The organism is [Limnothrix rosea] IAM M-220, assembly GCF_001904615.1.
In the GTDB taxonomy this organism is placed as follows: Bacteria; Cyanobacteriota; Cyanobacteriia; order Cyanobacteriales; family MRBY01; genus MRBY01.
On record NZ_MRBY01000023.1, the window covers coordinates 22,363 to 41,859 of the forward strand.

The following is a 19,497-nucleotide window of genomic DNA, read 5'->3' on the forward strand; positions in this document are numbered from 1 at the left end:
TTTGTCCTCCTTAATCTAAAAAACAAAAAACGAATACCATAATGAAAAAGCGACTTTACTTAGCAGCCTTTTCCTCAGGCAAGGTGATTCCGAGACGAGTCTTTAGCGCATCAATTACTTCTTCAGCAGATTTTTGTCCGAAATTTTTGATTTCCAACAAATCCTCTTGACTATAATCAAGGAGATCTGCTACTGAGTTAATTTGAGCACGCTTCAAACAGTTATAAGCACGTACAGAGAGTTGAAGCTCTTCGATGGGAATCTGACTTGTGGGATCCTCGTCTTCCTGGTAATCATCTTGAATTGCTTCAAGGGTCAAATCTTTCAGAGGATTAAACAAATCAACGGCGATCGCCGCAGCCTGAGATAAAGCCTCCTCAGGCTTGACACCACCATTAGTCCAAATCTCTAAAGTCAGGCGATCCTTAACCACATCATTCTCAGAGTGGATGCTGTCAACAGCATACTTAACCTTAGTAACAGGCATAAACACAGCATCAATTTGTAGAAAATCAAGTGCGCCAGTTTCATCCTTACCACGCTGTACCGCACGATAACTTTTGCCCTTCTCAATACGAAACTCCATTTCAAGCTTGGCGCCATCAGCAAGAGTTGCAATATATTGAGACGAATCAACAACCTCAACCTCAGAAGGCAAATCAAACTGCGCAGCAGTAACTTGACCAGGACCAGAAGCTACAAGCCGACCAATCTGAGGCTGACTAGTGAAGCTTTTGAGGACAATCTCCTTCATATTGAGAATGATCTCTAACGCATCCTCACGTACCCCAGGTATTGTTGCAAACTCATGGTTGACACCACCGATACGCAATGCAGTTACAGCAGTCCCTTCCAAGTTAGACAAGAGAATACGTCTTAGAGAATTCCCTAAAGTTATACCCTGGCCACGATCAAGAGGTTCAAAAACAAACTTACTATATTGACTTTGATTTTTGTGCGTTTTACTTTCCACACACTCAATTTGAAACTGTGCCACTCTTTTTTCAATCTCCCTTATTTTAGTGACCAGAACTTTCTCAACATTAAAGAACTCTGGCTTCTGCAAATCCAATACTGACTTCGTAAGGTTCTACACTCGTCGACGTTTAGGTGGGCGACAGCCATTGTGAGGAATAGGAGTAACATCACGGATCAGAGTGATTTCTAGACCAGCAGCCTGAAGTGCTCTAATCGCAGTCTCACGGCCAGCACCGGGACCACTTACCATCACTTCAATTTGTCTCATACCTTGATCCATTGCCCTTCTAGCAGCATTATCAGCAGCCGTTTGAGCAGCAAACGGAGTGCCTTTCTTAGCCCCTTTAAAACCACTCGCACCAGCAGAAGACCAAGAAACTGCTTCACCTTTAGTATCACTGATTGTGACAATGGTGTTATTAAAAGTAGATTGAATGTGCGCTACACCATTAGGAATATTTTTCTTGACCTTTTTGGCGCCGCCCTTTTTTTGTCTTGCCATATCTCTCTAGAGTTACTCAAAAACTATAAACATTTTTACGCCCATGCAAAACCGGTTTCACCCAAAACACTGATGACTCAAAGTAAAACCCAGTTGATTTTTAGCGTGGAGCTTTCTTCTTACCCGCAACCGTGACGCGACGGCCACGACGAGTACGCGCATTAGTACGGGTACGTTGGCCTCGAACAGGCAACCCTTGACGATGACGACGCCCTCTATATGTACCAATATCAGCAAGACGCTTAATATTCATCGACTCCAAACGTCGCAAATCACCTTCAATCTGGTAATTATCTGTGACATAAGAACGCAACTTCATTGCGTCTTCATCAGACAAATCGCGAACTCTGGTATCAGGATTAACCCCAGTATTTGCGATAATTTCTTGAGCCCTAGATAAACCAATGCCATAGACATAAGTAAGAGCAACCTCAATGCGTTTATCGCGAGGTAAATCAACACCGGCTATTCGTGCCATTACTGCTTCTCCTAGATTACGATAGTGATAACTTAAATAATTTAAAAATTAAATATAGAATAAGATGCCTGTCTAACCTTGACGTTGCTTATGTTTAGGATTAGAACAGATCACCATAACGCGGCCTCTACGCCGTATAACGCGACACTTGTCGCACATTTTTTTTACAGATGCTCTAACTTTCATAATTTATCTGCTTTGATGGAGCAATATTTTTTACATCATAAGTAGCGGTTCTTTTTGAAAACCATCAAAAAAACACCACAAGTTTTCAATCATATCAATATTGAGCCAACATGACTATCTCTTACAAGCAATTAGCTTCAGATTAGACATGTACAGCACAATATTTACTTTTTCCGGAGTCTATAGGTGATTCTCCCTTTCGTTAGATCGTAAGGCGTTAGCTCAACCTTGACGCGATCGCCGGGAAGAATTTTGATGTAGTTACGACGAATTTTGCCAGAAATGTGAGCCAAAACATTAAAGCCATTATCTAGATCGACTCTGAACATAGCATTTGGCAGAGATTCTGTAACAGTTCCCTCCATTTCAATCAAGTCTTGTTTAGACAAAACAGTTAACGCTCCTTATATTGAGTAGTTTTAAACAGAAATTTTAGATTGCAAATCACTAGTCACATCGTCCAATGCTTGATCACCATTGACCGAAACTAATAATTCACGTTGCTTGTAAAATTCAATCACAGGGGCGGTTTGCTCACGATAAACATCTAGTCTTCGAGTAATGGTGGACTTGTTGTCATCCTTACGACCGCGCCCTAGCAATCTCTGAATAAGAACCGAGTCATCAACCTCAAGATTAAGAGCATGATCACAGTCTTGATCCAACTCAGATAGTAGTTTTTCTAAAAACTCAGCCTGAGCCACATTACGAGGAAAACCATCCAGAATCCAACCATTAGAAACATCAGGTTGCTGCAATCGCTCACGAATTAAATCAAGAATTAAATTATCAGGAACTAACTCACCCCGATCAACAAAACCTTGAGCTTTAACCCCTAAAGACGTTTTGTTTTTGATCGCCGCTCTCAAAATTTCACCAGTAGAAATATGGGGAATTTTATGAAGTTCGGCCAGCAAACTTGCTTGGGTGCCTTTCCCAGCCCCAGGGGGGCCTAGAAAAATAAGCTTTACGCTTTTAGCCATAATAATTAGTCATCTCAATAATTTGCTTGTGCTCGTAATAGTGAAGCTCCCAGTAAACTTACTGTTTCACCATGCCTTCATAACGCTGGGAAATCACGTAAGTTTGGATTTGCTTTGCCGTATCAATTGCAACACCAACTAAAATCAATAGTGAAGTAGCTCCAAATCCTTGCAAAGTAGTAATACCAGTTGCGCCCTCCACAAAAGTGGGAACAGTTGCGACTAAACCCAAGAATATTGCACCAAGTAAAGTCAAACGATTAATCACTTTCTCCAAGTACTGACTTGTTGCTCTTCCAGGTCGTATTCCGGGAATGCTCGAACCCATTTTTTTCAGATTCTGCGACATATCCACTGGATTCACAATCAAAGAAGCATAAAAGTAGCTAAAAAAGAGAATCAATGTCAAATAAACAATGACATAAGGGATTCTCCCCGGCTGAAGAAAATTGGTCACCCCAATCAAAATATTACTAAGGGTTCCTTCACCTGACGCAAAACCAACAAGAGAAGAAGGTAGAACCAATACAGCAGACGCAAAAATAATTGGCATAACGCCACCCTGATTCAGGCGCAAAGGCAAATAACTTGTGCGTTCTCTATAAAGTTTGCGACCCACTTGACGTCTTGCCGAGACAATAGGAATACGACGAGTACCTTCCTGAACGAAGACAATGCCGATAATCATTACAAGGAAGACTAGAAGCAACAAAATAACTTTAGCGATTACGGCTCTGCCGCCAGCTTGGGCAAACTCAATTGTGTTTCCAAGGGTACGAGGTAATACAGCAACAATATTGACAAAAATCAATAGCGAAGCACCATTACCCAAGCCTTTCTCTGTAATTAATTCGGAGATCCACATTACGAATACTGAACCAGCAGTCAAAGCCAAGGTTGTTTCAAGAACGAAGGCAAACCCCGGATCAACGGCATATGGGCGTAGTATCTGTAAAGTAATGCCGAAGCTCTGTAGTGCTGCCCAGCCAACAGTTACATAGCGGATAATCTGAGAAATCTTACGACGCCCAGCTTCACCGTCATTTTTCTGCATGTCTTCCAAAGCGGGTATCGCTGCAGTCATTAACTGCATAATGATGGAAGCATTAATGTAAGGCAAAATACCGAGGGCAAAAATACCTACAGCAGATAAACCACCACCAGCAAAGACATCTAAAAAGCCAAGGAAAGGGGAATTCTGAATACCAGCACTTAATTCAGCCCGGTCTATTCCAGGAATAGGGATAAAAACACCAAGACGAACAAGCACTAATAAGCCTAATGTGACAAGTAAGCGACCTCTCAGGCCAGCTGCTTGCGCCATTTGCATAAAAGTTTCTTGTGCTGTCGGTGTTTTTTCGCGACTAACAACCATAATTAAAATTCTCTGTGATGATTAAAAAAGTCAAATAAATTAAAAGAGTCTTAATTTCTTTCAAAATCTTAACTTAATCTCTCTAATCTTTGGCTTAGCCAACGACTTCGCAAGTGCCACCTGCAGCTTCGATATTGCTCTGGGCGCTTTTGCTAAATCCAGCGGCTTTAACGGTCAAAGCCACAGAAATTTCTCCTTCTCCCAAAACTTTCAAAGGGCCATCATTGCTAGTAACGATGCCTTTTTCCATCAGGGAAGCAAGTGTCACTTCAGTTTGTGCATCTAGTTCTGCAAGTTTACTCAGATTAACAACTGTAAAGTGTTTAGGGTTTACAATCGTAAAATGCTTCAGCTTCGGAACGCGACGATATAAAGGCATTTGACCGCCTTCGAAACCAGCTTTTGTACCGGTGCCGGAACGAGATTTTTGACCTCGCATACCGAAACCGCAACTAGCTCCCTGGCCTGCGGCAATACCGCGACCAACGCGGCGACGGCGCTTTTTAGAACCAGCTTTTGGGGAAATATCGGATAGTTTCATCGTTTGATTAGGTTTAGTTATTTTCTAATGCCTACAACTTAAATGGAACCTAGGCATAAATTCGATCAATCGAAACACCACGTTCCTGGGCAACAGCAGAAAAACTACGGAGATTTCCGAGGGCATCAACAGTTGCGCGGGCATTGTTTAAAGGACTTTTAGATCCAAGCTGCTTTGCAAGAATGTTTTTAACGCCGGCGAGTTCTAGAACAGTTCTAACTGCTCCGCCTGCGATTACGCCTGTACCGGGGGCGGCGGGACGCATCATAACTTTTGCGCCACCTGCGATTCCGTTAATCCGGTGAGTAACGGTATTTGTTTTTGTTAAAGGAACATCAACAACGTGTTTTTTCGCATCGGCTACGCCTTTACGGACAGCACCAATAACGTCTCCAGCTTTGCCAACGCCAACGCCGACCTTACCGGTCTCATTGCCAATTACAACAATGGCGCGGAAACTTAGTTTCTTACCACCTTTGACAACTTTGCTAACGCGACGGATCTGAATGACACGCTCTTGCCAGTTCGAGTCTTTGTCCTTATTTCTTGATGATTTACGGCGCTTTGCCATTGTTTTTTGTCCTAATGATTACATCAACAATAGTTTTAGAAGTCGAGACCGGCTTCTCTCGCAGCATCAGCTAGAGCTTTAACTCTGCCGTGATAGAGGTTTCCTCCTCGGTCAAAAACGACTTTCTTAATTCCTTTTTCTAGGGCTCGTTTAGCGATTAAATTACCAACGGCTGTGGAAGCGGAAGTGTTACTGCTGGAGTTGAGGTCTTTGCGTAAATCTTTATCCAAGGTTGATGCTGCAGCTAAAGTGTGCTGTTTTTCATCATCAATGACTTGGGCATAGATATGTTTGTGAGAGCGGAATACGGCTAGCCGGGGGCGATCGCCAGTTCCTTCGACACGACGACGAATACGGAAGTGACGACGTTGTGTAAGTTGTTTGCGAGTTGCTTTCATCTTGACTACTTACCTGCCTTACCTGCTTTACGTCTAACATGCTCACCTTGGTAACGGATGCCTTTGCCTTTATAGGGTTCAGGGGGACGAACTGCGCGGACTTTAGCTGCAGTGTTGCCAACAACTTCCTTATCAATACCAGAGATGATTACTTGGGTATTTTTTTCACCCATTGCTACAGTAATCCCTTCCGGCATTACCATTTCAACAGGCTTACTATACCCAACGTTAAGTGTTAAAGTGTTGCCTTTAACTTGTGCTCGATAACCAACCCCGATGATCTCTAGGTTTTTGCTATATCCATTGGATACACCTTCAACCATATTTGCCACGAGGGTGCGACAAAGACCATGACGCTCACGGGCTGGACGGCTTGAATCAACGGGGCTAATAAGGATAGAGTTATCTTCCTTAACGACTTTTACCTTTTCAGGTAGAGTCCGTTCCAAAGTTCCTTTAGGACCTTTTACAGATATGGTTAAACCATCAACTGAAACGGTGACCTTATCAGGAATCGGAACAGGTTTTTTACCAATACGAGACATTCGTTTTCTCCTGAATATCAGTTTCAACCACGATTACCAGACGTAGCAGAGGATTTCGCCACCGATTCCTTCTTTACGAGCTTGACGATCAGTCATCACGCCTCTAGAGGTGGAAATGATCGCAATACCAATACCACCTAATACTCTAGGTAAATCTTTGTGGTTACTATATACCCGTAAACCGGGCTTGCTAACGCGTTGTAGCTTCTGGATAATCGGCTTGCGGTTGCGACCTTTATATTTCAAGGAAATTACAAGGTGCTTGCGAATGCCTTCACCAGCTTCTACATAGTTATCAATAAATCCTTCGTCTTTTAAGACAGCAGCAATGCTGCGAGTCATACGGGTTACGGGGACTTTAGTGTTTTCATGCTGAACCATGCACGCATTACGGATGCGTGTCAGCATATCGGAAATGGTGTCGTTCGCCGCCATTATTACCTTTAATCTCTCCTAAGATTTAGCTTTCGCGGAAGGGCATACCCATCGCTTTTAACAACGCTCGACCTTCTTCGTCGGTTTGCGCAGTTGTAATGATGGAAATATCCATACCTCGAATTTGATCAATGGAATCGTAGTCAATTTCAGGGAAAATTAGTTGCTCACGAATTCCTAGGCTGTAGTTTCCACGGCCATCGAAACTCTTGGGACTAATACCGCGAAAGTCACGAATGCGAGGAAGTGCCAAACTAATTAGACGGTCTAGAAAGGCATACATTTTCTCGGAGCGTAGCGTTACCATGACACCGACTGGCATTCCTTGACGGATTTTAAAACCGGCGATCGCCTTTTTAGCACGGGTGATCACAGGTCTTTGACCAGTAATGGTTGCCAATTCTGTGCGAGAAGATTCCATTGCTTTAGCATTGGAAGCGGCTTCTCCGAGGCCACGGTTCACTGAGATTTTGATAACCTTAGGAACTTCGTGAATATTTTTATAACCAAATTGCTCCGTCAATTTAGGAACAATAGAGTCTTGATAGAGAGTTTTGAGTCGTTGAGACATAGAGCTTAATTTAAACCTCCCTGGGCTTGGTCAGGGAAAAATAGAATTAATCGAATATTTTGAAAAATACCGTTCAAGATTTAGTCGATCACTTCGCCTGTCTTTTTAAGGACGCGAACCTTACGACCATCGTCAGTGATTTGATAGCCAATACGACTGGCTACTTTTTCCTTTTCGGAATAATGCATCACGTTCGAACTATGAATCGGTGCTTCAAAGGTTTGGATTTGACCAGACTCACCTTCTTGCTGGGGTTTCACGTGCTTTGTCCGGATATTGACATCCTTCACGATTACCTTGCTAGATTTGGGTAGCGTCTGGATTACTTCACCTACTTTTCCTTTATCGCGACCAGAAATCACCTGAACGGTATCACCTTTTTTAACGTGCATATTGTGGCGCGTCGGTGTGGAACTTTTACGTCCTGCCATTAGATAACCTCCGGTGCAAGGGAAACGATTTTAGTGAAGTTTTTATCCCGCAATTCGCGGGCAACGGGACCAAAAACACGAGTACCTTTGGGGTTGCCTTCAGCATTGATGATCACGGCGGCATTATCATCAAAACGGATACTCATACCACTTACACGACGTAAGGGTTGGCGAGTCCGAACGATAACGGCACGTACAATGTCAGATTTTTTGACACCCATATTTGGGATTGCCTCTTTTACAACAGCGATGATTTGATCGCCGATGCCACCGTAGCGACAATTCCCTGTACTCAGAACCCGCAAACACATTAGTTTACGAGCACCGCTGTTATCGGCAACATTTAGATAGGTTTGTTGTTGAATCACGGCTTTGTAGTAAGGGTTAGATAGAAAGGTTAATTACTATTTGTTGAGAATTTCGGCGATCGCCCAGCGCTTAGTTTTGCTGGTAGGAGGCGTTTCGCGAATGCGAACACGATCACCAACTTTGCACTGATTCTCTTCATCGTGAGCCTTAAAACGCTTAGTCTTAACCACGATTTTTTTGTATTTTGGGTGAGGAGAACGGTTTTCAACAGCAACAACGACAGTTTTATCCATCTTGTCACTGACAACCAATCCCACTCTTTCTTTAGTAGCCATACAAGGTATTTCTCCGACAGTTACTGAGCTTGGAGTTGGCGTTGACGCTCAACAGTCATAAGCTGTGCCAAACGATGGCGGGCATGCTTAAACTCATGAGTTTTTTCAAGACGACCAGTAGCTTGCTGCAAACGCAGATCAAATAATTGCTTTTTAACAGCAACAATTTCATCCGCTAAAGCCTGATCATCAAGTTTGCGAGCATCTTCGATCTTTGGTAAAGCCATAATTTAGATGTACTCCACATTACGAGTGACAAACTTAGTTTTGATGGGCAGCTTCTGAGCAGCAAGTCGCATAGCTTCTCGAGCAATTGGTTCCGAAACACCATTCATCTCGAACATGATACGACCGGGCTTGACCACTGCAACCCAAAATTCAGGATTACCTTTACCCGAACCCATACGAGTTTCAGCGGGGCGCATAGTGATTGGTTTATCGGGAAAGATCCGAATCCAAATCTTACCGCCACGCTTGATGTAACGAGTCATCGCACGACGAGCGGCTTCAATCTGACGGGCAGTAATCCAGCTTGGCTCAATCGCTTGAAGCGCATAATCACCAAATTGCACTGTGTTACCACGTTGCGCCATTCCCCGCATACGACCGCGATGCTGCTTACGGAATTTTGTACGTTTTGGACTTAGCATTGTTTCCTAATGGAATAGATAGTAATTGCAGAAACGAGAAATCGAACATCATCGAAGTCAACGAAACTACTGTTCGCTACGATCTTCAAACTGCTGACGACGAGATTTACGACGGGGCATTGGTGCAGCATTGGCAGGGGGAACATCCTCCTGACCAGGAATGATTTCACCTTTAAAAATCCAAACTTTAATACCCAGAATGCCGTAAATTGTTTGAGCAGTTTTATAGGAATAGTCAATGTCAGCTCTCAAGGTATGAAGAGGAACTCGCCCCTCACGTACCCATTCTGTACGGGCAATTTCTGCACCATTCAGACGACCACTAACTTGAATTTTGATTCCTTGAACTTCGGCTCTTTGAGCTCTTTGCACAGCTTGGCGAACAACACGACGGAAAGAAACACGACGCTCTAACTGTTGAACGATGTATTCTGCAATTAAGGCAGCATCCGCATCAACACGGGCAACCTCAACAACATTAATCCGAATTTGACGTTGGTCACCAAGGGTTTGCTGAAGACCAGTACGCAAAGCTTCAATACCAGAACCACCACGACCGACAACGACACCGGGGCGAGCAGTATGGATTTCGAGGTCGACTTGATCAGCTTTACGCTCGATCAATACCTTGGAAATACCAGCATTGTTGAGGTTGGCATCAACGTACTGACGAATTTTGTAATCTTCTTGGAGAAGTTCAGGATATTGCTTAGAGTCAGCATACCAACGAGATAAGTGCTCTTTCGTAATTCCTAAACGGAAACCAACTGGATGAATTTTTTGTCCCACGGCTTATTCCTTTGCGATATTGACAATTCGTTTAAACGAGGTGTAACTATTCAGCTGCGTCGGGGGCAACTGCAACGGTAATGTGACAAGTAGGCTTCCGAATCTGGAAGGCACGACCTTGGGCACGGGGACGATATCGTTTAAGCACAGGGCCAGCGTCAGCAAAGGCGGTGCTCACAATGAGACTGGAAGGATCAAGCCCTTCATTATGCTCAGCATTGGCGACAGCAGAACGGAGAACTTTTAGAATCGGTTCGCAGGCGCGGTAGGGCATAAATTCGAGAATAATTAAAGCTTCGCGATAGCTACGGCCACGGATTTGATCCAACACTCGTCTTACTTTACGAGGAGACATCCGGATATAGCGGGCGATCGCCTTAACTTCGTTTGTAGTATCGATAGACATAATTTGTTATTAACCCTTATCGACGTGCTTTCTTATCACTTCTGGCATGGCCTTTAAAAGTCCGAGTTGGCGCAAACTCGCCCAACTTGTGACCCACCATCTGCTCAGAAATAAAGACAGGTACATGCTGACGACCGTTATGAACGGCGATTGTATGACCTACCATCTGAGGCAGAATCGTCGAAGCCCGAGACCACGTTTTAATGACCTGCTTATCACCAGCAGCATTAAGCTTGTCAATCTTTTTCAAGAGACTGTCCGCAATAAACGGACCTTTTTTTAATGAACGACCCATAACTTTCTAATCGAGTGTGATGAACAAAAAGGGATTAACGACGACGACGAACAATCAAAGAACTACTTTGTTTCTTTTTCTTACGCGTCTTCTTACCGAGTGCGGGTTTACCCCAAGGTGTTACAGGGCCACTACGACCAATGGGCGCTCTACCTTCACCACCACCATGGGGGTGATCAACAGGGTTCATGACACTACCACGAACTTGGGGGCGACGACCGAGATGACGAGTACGGCCAGCCTTACCAAGCTTGAGGTTACGAGCTTCAGCATTACCAACCTTACCGATTGTTGCGTAGCACTCCTTTCTCACCATGCGAACCTCCTTCGAAGGCAGCTTGATAGTGACATAATCTCCCTCCTTAGCAACCAACTGAGCAAAGCCACCAGCCGTGCGAACCATTTGGCCGCCGCGTCCAGCATAGAGCTCAATATTGTGAATTTCAGTACCAAGGGGAATCTTATAAAGCGGTAAAGCATTACCCACTTCAAAAGCAGCATCTTCACCAGCAGTGATTGTGTCACCAACATCTAAGCCAGCCGGCTGAAGAATATAGCGTTTTTCACCATCTTCATACCGCACAAGAGCAATACGAGCATTACGGTTTGGATCATATTCAATCGCGATCACTTCAGCAGCAATATCACGCTTATCACGACGAAAATCGATCATGCGATACAAACGCTTATGACCGCCGCCACGGTGGCGACAAGTAATCACACCACGATTGTTGCGACCTTTCTTACGATGCTTATACTTAGTAAGCGATTTTTCTGGTTTGGATTTAGTAATATCCGAAAAGTCGGAGACAGTAGCCTGACGAGTTCCCGGAGTATATGGTCTAAATGAACGAATACCCATGATTTATTCAAGTAAATGACGACTATACTTCAGGGAACAAAGTGATTGTGTCCCCTTCTGCCAAGGTGATAACAGCACGCTTATATTGAGATTTAAAACCCATGAAACGGCCAACACGACGCTTTTTACGAGGTAAACGCGCAGTGTTAATCTTGACAACTTTGACTTCAAATAAGCTCTCAATAGCAGCTTTAATATCTGTTTTAGTTGCTGTTAAAACAACATCAAAAACATACTTATTTTCTTCAAGCTGGATTGTTGCTTTTTCGCTCACAATTGGCTTCAGAATCAAATCTGCAAGGTCACGGGACTGGACACGACTAGTCATTGTAAACCTCCTGAATCTTTGCCAACGCTTCAGATGTCACAACAATTTTATTGGCATTGAGAATATCAAAAACATTTAAGCCATTTGCAGGAATGAGCTTCAAGGAAGCAACATTACGCGCTGACAAATAAACATTCTCTGTCAATTCGTCCATGATCAACAACACCTTCTCTCCGGATTCAACGCCCCAGCGGCTCATCGCAGCGAGCAAATCCTTTGTTTTAGGGGCAGCTAGTTGCGCAGCAAAGCTTTCAACAACAACTAAATCCTCAGAGCGGCTTTGGAATGCAGTGCGCAGTGCCAAGCGACGTTCTTTGCGATTCATTTTAATGTTGTACTCTTTGGGTTTGGGGCCAAAGATTACACCACCACCACGCCATAAGGGAGAGCGGGAGGAACCAGCTCTGGCGCGGCCAGTACCTTTTTGACGCCAAGGCTTACGGCCACCACCACGGACTTCAGAACGAGTCTTGGTAGAGGATGTACCTTGACGGGCATTATTTAATTGACGCACAAGGGCGCGATGCACAATGTGCGATGCATTTTCTTCTTTGGCTGTCTTGAAATCGAGGCTGGCTTGGCCAACTTCGTCTCCTTGCCAATTTTTTACGGTGCAGTTAACCATAGTGATGAAGTATCGGATTATCGGTTATCTGGTGCTCAAGGCCACAGAGCCTGAGCTGTATTACATATTGAAATCAAATAAATAGTTTAGATATTTAGCTCGATGGAATTTGAGCCGAAATGACTAACTTTATTTTTTTTTACTGGCCTACGATATTGCTAGGTGCAATGCTCAATAGATTGCCAGTTTTACCCGGAACAGCACCCTTGATCAGCAAGAGGTTGCGTTCTTCGTCAACACGAACAACTTCGAGTTTACGTACGGTAATTTTTGTGCCGCCATAACGACCAGCCATACGCTTACCGGGGTAAACGCGACCGGGAGTCGTGCCTGCACCGGTAGAACCGGGTAGACGGTGGTTCTTAGAACCATGGGTCATATTACCGCGCTTGAAATTGTGACGCTTCTGGTAACCTGCAAAACCACGACCAATCGTATTGCCGGAAACATCGACAGTTTGACCTGCTTCAAAGATGCTTGCGGTAACGGACTGCCCGAGCTCGTAGGAGGATGCATCGTCAAGACGATATTCCTTTAAGTGACGCAAGGGTGTTGCACCAGCTTTACTAAGGTGTCCCAGTTCAGGTTTGGACAAAGCCTTTTCTTTTACGTCGCCGTAACCTATCTGTACGGATGTGTAACCATCTGTTTCAGAGGTTTTGACTTGGGTAACGGTACAAGGTCCAGCTTGAATGACGGTTACGGGAATTGCAGCTCCTGTTTCCTGATCAAAGATCTGGGTCATACCGAGTTTAGTGCCGAGGATACCGAGTGACACGGAACAAAGACCTCTTATCTACTAATAGACAACATTAAAAATTGAGCAGAAATAATATGAACCGCTCTAGTAAAGAGTTGTGGTTCTTGTCTTCTACTCTTGAGAGTATTCAGAGTGTTTTTAAGGCTCTGAAAGACTGGTGGATGCAGGTGCTGTTCAAAGCACGTTTCGTTCAGGACTTAAAAACAAGGTTGCTTCCAGTATCCGAAAACGACTGCAAACGCTTTGGCTTCGATATACTCTAGGCGTTAAGTGTGCCTAAATGAGTTACCGGGGGTCTAGCTGACTAATCTAGGCAGTTTTAATTGCGAATGCCTCAAATGTGACGGGACTTATTTTTTCTGCCGTGGGGGCAAAATGTATCCGTCATTACTCAAGAAAAGGTGTGCGATTAGTCACAAGCAGCAATTATAGACTAAGCTTCGGCATATATGCAAGAAAAAGTTTTAATTTGTTTGCATGGTTGCAGAGTATGGCGATCGCCGTCTGGGACAGCATAAAGTGTTACGATTGCCACAGAACAGAGAAAAGCGATTATACATAAAAAGGAAAGAACGCAATAATGCAAGAGTTTACAAAGTCGATATCTTTCGATGGGCGAGAGATTCGACTAAAAACAGGTTTGCTAGCGCCTCAGGCTGGTGGCTCCGTACTCATCGAATCAGGAGAAACGGCAGTCCTAGTAAATGCAACAACGGCAGCGGGAAGAGAAGGCATTGACTTTTTACCGCTACTCGTAGATTACGAAGAGAGATTATATGCAGCCGGTCGTATTCCAGGTGGTTTTTTAAGAAGAGAAGGTCGTCCTCCTGAACGAGCAACTTTGATTTCTCGCTTGATTGATCGTCCAATGCGTCCACTTTTTCCCCAGTGGCTAAGAGATGACATTCAAATTGTGGCAACGACTTTATCGATGGATGAGGATGTGCCCCCTGATGTGCTTGCGGTAACTGGTGCGTCTGTCGCAACATTACTGGCTGGTTTACCGTTCCATGGGCCAATGGCTGCTGTGAGAGTGGGATTGGTCGGTGACGATTTTATTTTGAATCCAACTTACCGTGAGATTCTCGGTGGCGATTTGGATCTCGTTGTGGCGGGTACACCGGAAGGTGTGATCATGGTTGAGGCTGGTGCAAATCAACTGCCTGAACAGGATATGATCGAGGCGATCGATTTTGCCTATGAAGCTATCCAAGAACTCATTGACAGCCAAGTTGAGCTGATTAAAGAACTGGGCATCGAAATTGTTACAGCAGAGCCCCCCGCAAAGGATGAGACTTTAGATGCATTTATTGCAGAGAAAGCTTCAGAAAAAATCAAACAGGTCTTAAGCCAATTTGATCTGGATAAGAGCGGTCGTGATGCGGCACTAGATGAAATTAAAGCAAACGAGGTCGTGGCAGCGATTGAAGCGATGCCGGAAGACAGTGAGCTGCGCGTCAAAACTGAAGAGAACAAAAAGCTTATTGGTAATGCGTTTAAAGCTTTAACTAAACAGTTAATGCGATCGCAGATCGTTGAGGATGGTGTGCGGGTTGATGGTCGTAAATTAGATGAGGTGCGTCCCATCTCCTGTAAGACATCGGTTCTTCCCCGTGCTGTTCACGGTAGTGGCTTGTTTAATCGTGGTTTAACTCAAGTTTTATCGATTGTGACTTTAGGAACGCCCGGTGATGCTCAGGATATGGATGATCTGCATCCTTCTGATGAGAAACGTTATCTCCACCACTACAATTTTCCTCCTTATTCTGTTGGTGAAACTCGCCCCATGCGATCGCCGGGTCGTCGGGAGATTGGTCATGGCGCTTTAGCGGAACGTGCTCTAATCCCTGTATTGCCAGCAAAAGATGAATTTCCCTACGTCATTCGGGTGGTTTCGGAAGTCTTATCTTCCAATGGCTCCACGTCGATGGGGTCTGTGTGTGGCTCCACCCTATCGCTAATGGATGCAGGTGTACCGATCGCCAAGCCAGTTAGTGGTGCGGCCATGGGTCTGATTAAAGAAGGCGATGAAGTTCGTATCTTGACGGACATTCAGGGGATCGAAGATTTCCTTGGTGACATGGACTTTAAGGTGGCCGGAACAGCCGACGGTATTACGGCCCTGCAAATGGACATGAAAATCACAGGTCTTGCAGTCGATGTAATTGCCGAAGCTATTAACAAAGCGCGACCTGCTCGCCTCCATATTTTGGAGAAGATGACTGATGTTATCGATAAGCCTAAAGAGCTGTCTCCCTCTGCGCCACGTCTACTTACCATCAAGATTGATCCCGATCTCATTGGTATGGTTATTGGACCGGGTGGTAAAACGATTAAAAGTATTACTGAGCAGACCCGCGCGAAGGTTGATATTGCCGACGATGGTACGGTAACGATCGCCTCTTCTGAGTCTGAAAATGCGGAGAATGCGAAGAAGATGATCGTGAATATGACCCGTAAATTGGGTGAAGGCGATGTCTTCTTTGGTAAGGTGACTCGCATTATTCAAATTGGTGCGTTTGTCGAAATTCTCCCGGGTAAAGAGGGCATGATCCACATTTCGCAATTGGCGGAAGGGCGTGTCGGCAAGGTGGAGGATGAAGTGGCTGTCGGTGATGAAGTGGTTGTTAAAGTCCGCGAAATCGACAATAAAGGTCGCATTAATCTAACTCGCCTCGGTATCCACCCCGATGAAGCTGCTGCTGCTCGCGAAGAAGCAAATTAATTTCTTTTTTGCTCAATTGCAGAAAACCATTTAATTCATTACAGCTTGTTTGATGGTGATAATCCTCCAGTTTCTGGGGGATTTTTCTTTGGCTAAATCTTGGGTGAAATGGGGCGAAGGGTTATGATGTGGCTTTGGTAATGGCGCAAGGATATTTTTAGAAACAGTGGACTATGATTTGGTCATTATTGGGGCGACACGGGCGGGGTTAAATCTTGCTCAAAAGGCGATCGCCGAAGGTCAGCGAGTGGCTTTAATTCAGCAAGTTTCTCAGCCATTACAGGATATTCAGTTACGGGCTTTAGAACGAGTTTTATTGCATAACGCAATTACAAGTTGGGAACAGTTACAGACAGAAATAACGGCGGCGATCGCCCCAACGGATTTTTATGAGCCGCTTGCTAAATTAATCGAAAAAGGTGTGGATGTTGTGCCAGAAAGGGGCAAATTTCACTGGCGACCTAACCCTGTTTTTGTGACAGAAAAACGAGAATTTCAAGGAAACAATTATGCGATCGCCACAGGTACAGTTTGGCAACAAACGGATGATCCACGACACTTAACTTTTCCCGATTTTTTACAGCCACAAACTTGGAAAAAGCTTCGGCCGAAAATTCTTTTTCAGGGCATTACACCTGCGCTGCTAGCCCTTGCCTATACCCTTTGCAAACAAGGCAAACAGGTTCAATTTTTACTGGGCTTTCAGTTTTTCAGTGCGGAAGATCAACAACTCACCCATCGTCTCCAAACCTTTCTTGAAGTTGAAGGCATTGAAATTTATCGGAATCCTGCCGCGTCAGACATAGCTAAACTTCTTAATCGAAAAGATATCAACATTATCGATGGCGATCGCCGACAGGGAAATATTACCCATTTAAATTTGCCGCCGCGCTGTTTTCGAGGCAAGCAACCATGGCTGAAGGTTAACCATCGACTGCAAGCACCGGCATCTAATATTTATGGATGTGGCTCAGTGTTAGGAGGCTATGATTTAACCGAGGTGGCGATCGCCGAAACTAGTTACCTTGCCCAATCAATTACCGCAAAAAAAGCACAACTTTGTCCCTATCATTTAGTGCCCTATCGATTGTTTGAGCCTTACCCTTTTGACCATGTGGGTTATCAGCCAAAAGATTTACCGAGCGATGGTATTACCCTCGAAAAAACGTTTTACTTAGATTATGTTGATCAGCATCGTTTCCCCTTCGATGTAACAATTAAGTTGTGGCTGTCTAAAGAAGAAAAAATATTAGGGGCAACTGTGCTCGGCGATCGCTCTGGCAAATTGATCTACCATTGCCGAGATTTGATTCAAACCCAGCAAACCTTTAAGTCGTGGCAGAATCTCCTAGAATATTCGGGGATAGCGGCGGAGATTTGTTGGTAATGGACGCAAAATTTATCGTTTTTGAAGGAATTGACGGGTCAGGTAGCTCCACCCAAGCCGAGCTTTTATATCAACATTTTCAGGCGCTAAATATCGCCGCCGTCCTCAGCCCAGAACCCTCTAACGGCATGATCGGTAATCTGGTGCGAGAAGCCCTCCGCCAACGGATTCGTTTTACAACAGATCCTGTGCAATTTAATCGCCAAATGGCCTATCTGTTTGCTGGCGATCGCCACGACCATTTGTATAACGAAATTGACGGTGTCATGAAACTCCTCAAAGCTGGCACACAGGTGATTACGACACGCTACTATTTTTCTTCCCTCGCCTACAACGCCAATAGTGCCGAAGAATACGAATTTATTTATCGTCTGAATCAAGATTTTCCCAATCCCGATATTGTGTTTTATTTTGATTTGCCCGTAGAAGTTGCTTTAGAGAGAGTCAATCGGCGATCGCACCAAGAAATTTACGAGACACAGACTAAACTCACCCAAGTCCGCAACAACTACGCACAAATTTTTGCCGAATATACAGGTCAATGGCTAAAGCTCGATGCCACCCAAGCACCAGAAAAAATTCACCAAAAAGTTATTAATGCTATTGCTCAGCTTCAATCTGGTCCGGACTAGGCGGTGCACCAAATTCTTCTAATGGCTGCAATTCCAACTCAAAACCATCCGGTGCAGGTAAAGTTTCTCCACTTTCTAGCGGCTCAAACTCAAAATCATTAGATGGCTGGAAAGTTGGGACACGAGGAATTGTGGGGTTCACGGGGGTAACACCGGGATTTTGATTTTCATCAAAAAAGCCATCAAGATTTTGCATGACCTGTTGAGAACCGGACATCGTCCCCAACGCAACCCTTGTACCGCCAATGGATTTTAGCCAATCTAAAACCTGCATCACCTCTTGATAGGAACGTTTTTCTGAGGCATTGAGAATCACCAAACCTTCGGGATTGCGCTCTAGGTAATCTTCGATAATTTGAGTGAACTGCGCTTGGGTTTGAATGAGCTGTTTTTCAACATAAATTTGACCAAAATCTGTCAAGCTCACGATCGCCATATTAGGCATCTGAACAGTGCCACTATTCGCCATAGGCAAATCAAGATTTATCGCCTGCTGCCGTGAAAGATTTACCGCCGCCAAAATAAAAAACGTTAAAACGCAAAAAATCACGTCAATTAACGGAATAATTTCAATGCGAAAATCCGGTGTAGATTCCTCTTGCCAAAGCTTAAATGGTCGCAAACCAAGGGTATTGAGCTTGGTATTAGACGGCGGAGTCGGGCGTTCATTACTCATGGTGCTCATCCTCTGAATCTACGGAGGCGATCGCCGCCGCACCTCCTTCCTCGACATTAGTCTCAACCGTTGCATTGACAAGCTCAGCTTCCGAGGTAACCGCAGGCTTAGGTAAACCATCAATAAAATTTTGACGGTAAAGCACCTCTAACTCACTGCCCGCTTGGCGAAACAACCGCACCTGATTACTAGATAGTGCTTGGAATAAACGATAAAACGCCAAACTAACAATGGCGACAATCAACCCCGATGCCGTCGAAATCAAAGATTCACCAATACCAAGGGTCACACCAGCCGTTGAATCTGTACCAAGATCACTAAGCCGAATGGAACCAAGGGAATTAATCAAACCTAAAACCGTACCAAGCAAACCCAATAACGGTGATAGGGCAATCACTGCCTCTAGAAGTTTTTCGCCGCGACGCATCAACGCTAATTCTTCATCGGCAGCAGCTTCCAAAGCCAAATGAAAAATCTCTGGATCGCTACATTCCTGCCGTAGAGGAGCATAAAGGAATCGACCAAGGGGATGTTCTCGGCAAGTGCGGGCAATCTCACTCACAGCCTGCCATCGATAATGGGCTGCATCAAGAATTTTGTCCTGCACACGCTGACTTTTCTGAATGACTTTCCACCAAAACCAGAGCCGCTCGATGATGGTACTGAGAGCCATAATTGACAGTAATATTAACGGCCACATAGCGGGACCGCCCCGATTGATCAT

General features: G+C 44.5%; 30 protein-coding genes. 3 read left to right on the top strand and 27 right to left on the bottom strand.

Going from position 1 to position 19,497, the window contains the following annotated elements:
* Positions 1-55: 55 nt before the first annotated feature.
* From NIES208_RS10500 to rplC, 25 genes are all read right to left on the bottom strand, one after another.
* A complete protein-coding gene (locus tag NIES208_RS10500; protein WP_075892494.1) occupies positions 56-997 on the bottom strand; it encodes a DNA-directed RNA polymerase subunit alpha in 942 nt (313 codons plus the stop codon).
* A gap of 93 nt (positions 998-1,090) precedes the next feature.
* On the bottom strand, positions 1,091-1,480 hold the full coding sequence (rpsK, locus tag NIES208_RS10505) for a 30S ribosomal protein S11 (protein ID WP_075892496.1): 390 nt from the start codon (positions 1,478-1,480) through the stop codon (positions 1,091-1,093).
* A gap of 100 nt (positions 1,481-1,580) precedes the next feature.
* Complete coding sequence (gene rpsM / locus NIES208_RS10510) at positions 1,581-1,958, bottom strand: 30S ribosomal protein S13 (protein ID WP_075892498.1); 378 nt, start codon at positions 1,956-1,958, stop codon at positions 1,581-1,583.
* Positions 1,959-2,030: 72 nt separating this feature from the next.
* Entirely contained in the window at positions 2,031-2,144 is a 114-nt protein-coding gene (rpmJ, locus tag NIES208_RS10515; RefSeq protein ID WP_006515920.1) for a 50S ribosomal protein L36, read from the bottom strand.
* Between the two features lie 164 nt (positions 2,145-2,308).
* Positions 2,309-2,533: a translation initiation factor IF-1 gene (gene infA, locus NIES208_RS10520; protein ID WP_006276978.1), complete on the bottom strand. Its 225-nt coding sequence runs from the start codon at positions 2,531-2,533 to the stop codon at positions 2,309-2,311.
* Between the two features lie 30 nt (positions 2,534-2,563).
* Entirely contained in the window at positions 2,564-3,127 is a 564-nt protein-coding gene (locus tag NIES208_RS10525) for an adenylate kinase (protein WP_075892500.1), read from the bottom strand.
* Between the two features lie 58 nt (positions 3,128-3,185).
* A complete protein-coding gene (gene secY / locus NIES208_RS10530; protein WP_075892502.1) occupies positions 3,186-4,502 on the bottom strand; it encodes a preprotein translocase subunit SecY in 1,317 nt (438 codons plus the stop codon).
* Between the two features lie 94 nt (positions 4,503-4,596).
* Complete coding sequence (rplO, locus tag NIES208_RS10535; protein ID WP_075892504.1) at positions 4,597-5,043, bottom strand: 50S ribosomal protein L15; 447 nt, start codon at positions 5,041-5,043, stop codon at positions 4,597-4,599.
* 49 nt (positions 5,044-5,092) lie between these two features.
* Entirely contained in the window at positions 5,093-5,614 is a 522-nt protein-coding gene (gene rpsE, locus NIES208_RS10540) for a 30S ribosomal protein S5 (RefSeq protein WP_075892506.1), read from the bottom strand.
* Positions 5,615-5,649: 35 nt separating this feature from the next.
* Entirely contained in the window at positions 5,650-6,012 is a 363-nt protein-coding gene (rplR, locus tag NIES208_RS10545; protein WP_075892508.1) for a 50S ribosomal protein L18, read from the bottom strand.
* 5 nt (positions 6,013-6,017) lie between these two features.
* Positions 6,018-6,557 carry a 50S ribosomal protein L6 gene (rplF, locus tag NIES208_RS10550; protein WP_075892510.1) on the bottom strand — a complete coding sequence of 180 codons (540 nt, stop codon included), beginning with the start codon at positions 6,555-6,557 and terminating at the stop codon, positions 6,018-6,020.
* A gap of 33 nt (positions 6,558-6,590) precedes the next feature.
* A complete protein-coding gene (gene rpsH, locus NIES208_RS10555) occupies positions 6,591-6,992 on the bottom strand; it encodes a 30S ribosomal protein S8 (RefSeq protein WP_075892512.1) in 402 nt (133 codons plus the stop codon).
* Between the two features lie 25 nt (positions 6,993-7,017).
* The gene (gene rplE / locus NIES208_RS10560; RefSeq protein ID WP_075892514.1) at positions 7,018-7,563 is read right to left on the bottom strand and encodes a 50S ribosomal protein L5; all 546 of its coding nucleotides are present in this window, start codon (positions 7,561-7,563) and stop codon (positions 7,018-7,020) included.
* Positions 7,564-7,643: 80 nt separating this feature from the next.
* Complete coding sequence (gene rplX, locus NIES208_RS10565; protein WP_075892516.1) at positions 7,644-7,994, bottom strand: 50S ribosomal protein L24; 351 nt, start codon at positions 7,992-7,994, stop codon at positions 7,644-7,646.
* On the bottom strand, positions 7,994-8,362 hold the full coding sequence (gene rplN, locus NIES208_RS10570; protein ID WP_015136287.1) for a 50S ribosomal protein L14: 369 nt from the start codon (positions 8,360-8,362) through the stop codon (positions 7,994-7,996). Before rplN ends, rplX begins: the two co-directional genes overlap by 1 nt.
* Positions 8,363-8,398: 36 nt before the next feature.
* On the bottom strand, positions 8,399-8,638 hold the full coding sequence (gene rpsQ / locus NIES208_RS10575) for a 30S ribosomal protein S17 (RefSeq protein WP_075892518.1): 240 nt from the start codon (positions 8,636-8,638) through the stop codon (positions 8,399-8,401).
* A 20-nt stretch (positions 8,639-8,658) separates the two neighbouring features.
* Positions 8,659-8,865 (bottom strand): 50S ribosomal protein L29, encoded by a 207-nt coding sequence (gene rpmC / locus NIES208_RS10580; protein ID WP_015136289.1) that lies wholly within the window; start codon positions 8,863-8,865, stop codon positions 8,659-8,661.
* 3 nt (positions 8,866-8,868) lie between these two features.
* A complete protein-coding gene (gene rplP, locus NIES208_RS10585) occupies positions 8,869-9,288 on the bottom strand; it encodes a 50S ribosomal protein L16 (RefSeq protein WP_075892520.1) in 420 nt (139 codons plus the stop codon).
* Between the two features lie 66 nt (positions 9,289-9,354).
* Positions 9,355-10,077: a 30S ribosomal protein S3 gene (gene rpsC, locus NIES208_RS10590; protein ID WP_075892522.1), complete on the bottom strand. Its 723-nt coding sequence runs from the start codon at positions 10,075-10,077 to the stop codon at positions 9,355-9,357.
* A 46-nt stretch (positions 10,078-10,123) separates the two neighbouring features.
* Entirely contained in the window at positions 10,124-10,483 is a 360-nt protein-coding gene (rplV, locus tag NIES208_RS10595; protein ID WP_075892524.1) for a 50S ribosomal protein L22, read from the bottom strand.
* A gap of 16 nt (positions 10,484-10,499) precedes the next feature.
* On the bottom strand, positions 10,500-10,778 hold the full coding sequence (rpsS, locus tag NIES208_RS10600) for a 30S ribosomal protein S19 (RefSeq protein ID WP_015136293.1): 279 nt from the start codon (positions 10,776-10,778) through the stop codon (positions 10,500-10,502).
* A gap of 34 nt (positions 10,779-10,812) precedes the next feature.
* The gene (gene rplB / locus NIES208_RS10605) at positions 10,813-11,640 is read right to left on the bottom strand and encodes a 50S ribosomal protein L2 (RefSeq protein ID WP_075892526.1); all 828 of its coding nucleotides are present in this window, start codon (positions 11,638-11,640) and stop codon (positions 10,813-10,815) included.
* A gap of 22 nt (positions 11,641-11,662) precedes the next feature.
* Entirely contained in the window at positions 11,663-11,968 is a 306-nt protein-coding gene (locus NIES208_RS10610) for a 50S ribosomal protein L23 (protein ID WP_075892528.1), read from the bottom strand.
* Positions 11,961-12,593, bottom strand: a complete 633-nt coding sequence (gene rplD / locus NIES208_RS10615) for a 50S ribosomal protein L4 (protein WP_075892530.1) — start codon at positions 12,591-12,593, stop codon at positions 11,961-11,963. The genes NIES208_RS10610 and rplD overlap by 8 nt, the downstream gene beginning before the upstream one ends.
* A gap of 139 nt (positions 12,594-12,732) precedes the next feature.
* A complete protein-coding gene (gene rplC, locus NIES208_RS10620; RefSeq protein ID WP_075892532.1) occupies positions 12,733-13,371 on the bottom strand; it encodes a 50S ribosomal protein L3 in 639 nt (212 codons plus the stop codon).
* Positions 13,372-13,933: 562 nt separating this feature from the next.
* On the opposite strand from rplC, the gene NIES208_RS10630 reads away from it, so the two are divergent.
* The 3 genes from NIES208_RS10630 to tmk all read left to right on the top strand — a co-directional run bounded on the left by NIES208_RS10630 (position 13,934) and on the right by tmk (position 18,097).
* The gene (locus tag NIES208_RS10630) at positions 13,934-16,078 is read left to right on the top strand and encodes a polyribonucleotide nucleotidyltransferase (protein ID WP_075892536.1); all 2,145 of its coding nucleotides are present in this window, start codon (positions 13,934-13,936) and stop codon (positions 16,076-16,078) included.
* Between the two features lie 166 nt (positions 16,079-16,244).
* A complete protein-coding gene (locus NIES208_RS10635; RefSeq protein ID WP_075892538.1) occupies positions 16,245-17,465 on the top strand; it encodes an FAD-dependent oxidoreductase in 1,221 nt (406 codons plus the stop codon).
* Positions 17,465-18,097: a dTMP kinase gene (gene tmk, locus NIES208_RS10640; protein ID WP_075892540.1), complete on the top strand. Its 633-nt coding sequence runs from the start codon at positions 17,465-17,467 to the stop codon at positions 18,095-18,097. Before NIES208_RS10635 ends, tmk begins: the two co-directional genes overlap by 1 nt.
* On the opposite strand, the gene NIES208_RS10645 is transcribed toward tmk, so the two are convergent.
* The gene (locus NIES208_RS10645) at positions 18,066-18,773 is read right to left on the bottom strand and encodes an ExbD/TolR family protein (protein ID WP_075892542.1); all 708 of its coding nucleotides are present in this window, start codon (positions 18,771-18,773) and stop codon (positions 18,066-18,068) included. The genes tmk and NIES208_RS10645 overlap by 32 nt on opposite strands.
* Complete coding sequence (locus NIES208_RS10650; RefSeq protein ID WP_459382888.1) at positions 18,766-19,497, bottom strand: MotA/TolQ/ExbB proton channel family protein; 732 nt, start codon at positions 19,495-19,497, stop codon at positions 18,766-18,768. The genes NIES208_RS10645 and NIES208_RS10650 overlap by 8 nt, the downstream gene beginning before the upstream one ends.

What these genes read in the sequence shown, in the direction of transcription:
- rpsK (WP_075892496.1), bottom strand. Translation starts at nt 1,480, where the DNA reads ATGGCAAGACAAAAAAAGGGCGGCGCCAAAAAGGTCAAGAAAAATATT.
- rpsM (WP_075892498.1), bottom strand. Translation starts at nt 1,958, where the DNA reads ATGGCACGAATAGCCGGTGTTGATTTACCTCGCGATAAACGCATTGAG.
- rpmJ (WP_006515920.1), bottom strand. Translation starts at nt 2,144, where the DNA reads ATGAAAGTTAGAGCATCTGTAAAAAAAATGTGCGACAAGTGTCGCGTT.
- NIES208_RS10525 (WP_075892500.1), bottom strand. Translation starts at nt 3,127, where the DNA reads ATGGCTAAAAGCGTAAAGCTTATTTTTCTAGGCCCCCCTGGGGCTGGG.
- secY (WP_075892502.1), bottom strand. Translation starts at nt 4,502, where the DNA reads ATGGTTGTTAGTCGCGAAAAAACACCGACAGCACAAGAAACTTTTATG.
- rplO (WP_075892504.1), bottom strand. Translation starts at nt 5,043, where the DNA reads ATGAAACTATCCGATATTTCCCCAAAAGCTGGTTCTAAAAAGCGCCGT.
- rpsE (WP_075892506.1), bottom strand. Translation starts at nt 5,614, where the DNA reads ATGGCAAAGCGCCGTAAATCATCAAGAAATAAGGACAAAGACTCGAAC.
- rplR (WP_075892508.1), bottom strand. Translation starts at nt 6,012, where the DNA reads ATGAAAGCAACTCGCAAACAACTTACACAACGTCGTCACTTCCGTATT.
- rplF (WP_075892510.1), bottom strand. Translation starts at nt 6,557, where the DNA reads ATGTCTCGTATTGGTAAAAAACCTGTTCCGATTCCTGATAAGGTCACC.
- rpsH (WP_075892512.1), bottom strand. Translation starts at nt 6,992, where the DNA reads ATGGCGGCGAACGACACCATTTCCGATATGCTGACACGCATCCGTAAT.
- rplE (WP_075892514.1), bottom strand. Translation starts at nt 7,563, where the DNA reads ATGTCTCAACGACTCAAAACTCTCTATCAAGACTCTATTGTTCCTAAA.
- rplX (WP_075892516.1), bottom strand. Translation starts at nt 7,994, where the DNA reads ATGGCAGGACGTAAAAGTTCCACACCGACGCGCCACAATATGCACGTT.
- rpsQ (WP_075892518.1), bottom strand. Translation starts at nt 8,638, where the DNA reads ATGGCTACTAAAGAAAGAGTGGGATTGGTTGTCAGTGACAAGATGGAT.
- rpmC (WP_015136289.1), bottom strand. Translation starts at nt 8,865, where the DNA reads ATGGCTTTACCAAAGATCGAAGATGCTCGCAAACTTGATGATCAGGCT.
- rplP (WP_075892520.1), bottom strand. Translation starts at nt 9,288, where the DNA reads ATGCTAAGTCCAAAACGTACAAAATTCCGTAAGCAGCATCGCGGTCGT.
- rplV (WP_075892524.1), bottom strand. Translation starts at nt 10,483, where the DNA reads ATGTCTATCGATACTACAAACGAAGTTAAGGCGATCGCCCGCTATATC.
- rpsS (WP_015136293.1), bottom strand. Translation starts at nt 10,778, where the DNA reads ATGGGTCGTTCATTAAAAAAAGGTCCGTTTATTGCGGACAGTCTCTTG.
- rplB (WP_075892526.1), bottom strand. Translation starts at nt 11,640, where the DNA reads ATGGGTATTCGTTCATTTAGACCATATACTCCGGGAACTCGTCAGGCT.
- NIES208_RS10610 (WP_075892528.1), bottom strand. Translation starts at nt 11,968, where the DNA reads ATGACTAGTCGTGTCCAGTCCCGTGACCTTGCAGATTTGATTCTGAAG.
- rplD (WP_075892530.1), bottom strand. Translation starts at nt 12,593, where the DNA reads ATGGTTAACTGCACCGTAAAAAATTGGCAAGGAGACGAAGTTGGCCAA.
- NIES208_RS10630 (WP_075892536.1), top strand. Translation starts at nt 13,934, where the DNA reads ATGCAAGAGTTTACAAAGTCGATATCTTTCGATGGGCGAGAGATTCGA.
- tmk (WP_075892540.1), top strand. Translation starts at nt 17,465, where the DNA reads ATGGACGCAAAATTTATCGTTTTTGAAGGAATTGACGGGTCAGGTAGC.
- NIES208_RS10645 (WP_075892542.1), bottom strand. Translation starts at nt 18,773, where the DNA reads ATGAGTAATGAACGCCCGACTCCGCCGTCTAATACCAAGCTCAATACC.
- NIES208_RS10650 (WP_459382888.1), bottom strand. Translation starts at nt 19,497, where the DNA reads ATGATCAATCGGGGCGGTCCCGCTATGTGGCCGTTAATATTACTGTCA.